At 60.8% G+C, this 2,729-nt stretch carries 3 protein-coding genes; all 3 read right to left on the bottom strand.

Translation table 11 applies throughout. The features are described from left to right. Positions 1 to 195: 195 nt before the first annotated feature. Positions 196 to 957: an SDR family oxidoreductase gene (locus AB5Y82_RS02315; RefSeq protein WP_111900649.1), complete on the bottom strand. Its 762-nt coding sequence runs from the start codon at positions 955 to 957 to the stop codon at positions 196 to 198. Between the two features lie 66 nt (positions 958 to 1,023). Next, positions 1,024 to 1,944, bottom strand: a complete 921-nt coding sequence (gene mmsB, locus AB5Y82_RS02310; RefSeq protein WP_111900648.1) for a 3-hydroxyisobutyrate dehydrogenase — start codon at positions 1,942 to 1,944, stop codon at positions 1,024 to 1,026. Between the two features lie 50 nt (positions 1,945 to 1,994). Beyond that, positions 1,995 to 2,729, bottom strand: a 735-nt coding sequence (locus AB5Y82_RS02305) for an enoyl-CoA hydratase/isomerase family protein (RefSeq protein WP_368173598.1), incomplete at its 5' end; no start/stop codon positions are given.

Here is a 2,729-nt window from a genome sequence, read left to right as displayed (position 1 = left end):
GCGCAATTTTACAGCACTGACCCATATGGCCTGTGAGCTGGCTCAAATTAACCAAGACCCATTGATATTTCTCATTTTTCTGCCAACACAACCTGACTCGCATGGTTCCTATGCATCGCCATTCAGGCGCTCTCTGTATAAATAATCTGCATAAAAAAGCCCCGGTGGAAACACCGGGGCCCATTATGTAAATCCCTATAAACGCAAACCGCCATCCAGTTCTATCATCCGCCCCGACAGATAGTCGTTGGCAAAAATAAAGCTCACCGTCTCGGCCAGCTGTTGCGCCTCGCCAAGGGTGCCGACCGGAATGGCCTGCTGCATCCGCGCCATCGCCTCCGGCTTCATCGCGGCCGTCATATCGGTGGCGAACACCCCGGGGGCGATCCCCATCACCCGGATACCGTGGCGGGCAAGCTCCCGCCCCCAGGTCACCACCAGCGAGGCTACCCCTGCCTTGCTGGCGGCATAGTTGCTCTGGCCGATATTGCCGGCACGGGCGATGGAGGAGATATTGATGATGACGCCCCCCTCCCCGCCGGTAGCCATCAGCGCGGCCCCCTCGCGCCCGCACAGGAAGGTGCCGGTGAGGTTGACGTCGATGACGCTCTGCCACTGGGCCAGGCTCATCTTCTCTACAACTTCCCCCTCTTTCACCTTGATCAGCATGCCATCGCGCAGAATGCCGGCGCAGTTAATCAACCCGTGCAACCGACCAAAGTGCGCCTTGATCGCGACAAAGGTGATCTCGACCTCCGGTTCGCTTGCCACGTTGCAGACGAAAATGGAGCACAGTCCGCCACGACTTTGCACTTCGGCCTGCGTCACGGCCAGATCGCTGGCATTCAGGTCAATCAACGCCAACTCGGCCCCCTGAACGGCAAGATTGAGCGCTATGGCCCGCCCCAGCCCCCGCCCGGCACCAGTAATAGCGATGACTTTCTGCTTGATATCCATTCTCTCTCCTTGTGATGCCAGCGATAGCCTGAACCCATCAAGCCGCAAGATGGTGCCCGACGACCACTATCCCTCTCTGCCTTTTTCCAGATAAAGCCGGACGATACTGGAAAAATCCAGCTCTCCCTCTCCGTTCGCCGCATGCAGATTGAACAGGTTGCGCGCAAGAGCTCCCATGGGCACGGCGCTGTGAGCATGCTCGGCCAGCGCCATGGCGAGCCCGAGGTCTTTCACCATCAGCCGGGTCATAAATCCCCCCTGATAGTTACGTGCGGCCGGTACGTTCTCCATCACCCCGGGCCAGGGGTTGTAGCGCTCCAGACTCCAGTTGTTGCCCGAGCTTTTGCCCATGATGGTGGAGAGCACTGCCGGATCCAGCCCCTCCTTTACCCCGAGGGCCAGCGCCTCGGCGGTGCCCGCCATTTGGATTGCAAGCAGCATGTTGTTGCACATCTTGGCGATCTGCCCGGCGCCAAGGGGGCCGGCGTGAAACAGATTCTGCCCCATGCAGGCCAGTACTGGCTTGGCCGCATCAAAGTCGGCTTGTTCGCCACCGACAATAAATGTGAGTGAGCCTGCCGCTGCGCCGGCAACTCCGCCCGAGACAGGGGCATCGATAAAGCGCAAGCCGCGTGCACGGGCCGCGCTCCCTACTTGACGGGCAGAGGCCACATCAATGGTAGAACAGTCGATCACCAGCACACCGGCAGGCAAAGCGGCCAGCAGATCCTGCCCGCCCCGTTCACCATCACTCTTGCCCAACCAGAGGCTGCGCACATGCTCACCGGCAGGCAGCATGCTGATGACAACATCACAGCCGGTCACCGCTTCGCGGGCATCTCCTGCCGCAATACAGCCTGCTGCAATGGCTCGCTCAACACTGTGGGCAACCAGATCAAATACCTGCACCGTATGCCCGGCCCTGGCCAGGTTGGCTGCCATGGGTCCCCCCATGTTGCCCAGCCCGATAAATCCGATCCTTGTCATTCTGCTTGCTCCTTGCGTTCTTGATAGCGCCGCGGCTGCCAGAGCAGAGCCTAGCCCTTGCGTGCCAACGGGTTGTGTCCATGGGGCCAGCGATAGAATTCATCCAGCCAATCCCCCTCGGCAGGCTGATCCTGCCAGTGGGGATCCCTGTCCTTGTCGATAAGCAGCGCCCGCACCCCTTCCACAAAATCGCCCTTGAGCACGCAGTTGACCGAGAGAGTCAATTCGTCGGCAAATACCTCGGCAAGGGATTGGCGGCGAGCCAGCCAATATTGGCGCCAGAGGATGGCACGGCTGATGGGACTGCCGGTGCGGCAGCTCTCCTGCGCCTGGGCCAATGCTTTCTCTCCCGCCGTTTCGTCAAATCGGGCAGCAAACAGTCTTGCCAACACTCCCGCCAACGTTCGCCCCGCCAGCAGGTCATCAATTTTTGGTTGATGGGGCAGCAGGATGGGCGCAGGCAACTGCGCTGCGGCACCTTTATGAAGGCCCCGTAGCAGCTGATCGATCTGCTCACGGGGCTCACAACCGGCTGACCAGTCGAGTTCTGCCAACCGGTGCAGCAGCTCGGCTCGCTCGCTGCTGGCGATGGCGTGATCCGCCAGCCCAAGGCAGATGGCATCACTCCCGTTGAAGCGGGCACCGGTCAGACCAAGCCACAGCCCGAGTCGCCCCGGCATCCGGCTTAAAAACCAGCTGGCCCCCACATCGGGGTAGAGGCCGATGGTCACCTCCGGCATGGCGAACAGGCTCTTCTCGGTCACCACCCGAAAATCGGCGCCGGC

This window comes from Aeromonas sp. s13, assembly GCF_040907905.1.
Classification (GTDB): domain Bacteria; phylum Pseudomonadota; class Gammaproteobacteria; order Enterobacterales; family Aeromonadaceae; genus Aeromonas; species Aeromonas veronii.
The sequence above is the reverse complement of the archived record's forward strand: the minus strand, read 5'-3'. Positions and strand labels throughout refer to the sequence as shown.

Coding starts and splice junctions, on each gene's coding strand:
- AB5Y82_RS02315 (WP_111900649.1), bottom strand. CDS start 957: ATGGATATCAAGCAGAAAGTCATCGCTATTACTGGTGCCGGGCGGGGG.
- mmsB (WP_111900648.1), bottom strand. CDS start 1,944: ATGACAAGGATCGGATTTATCGGGCTGGGCAACATGGGGGGACCCATG.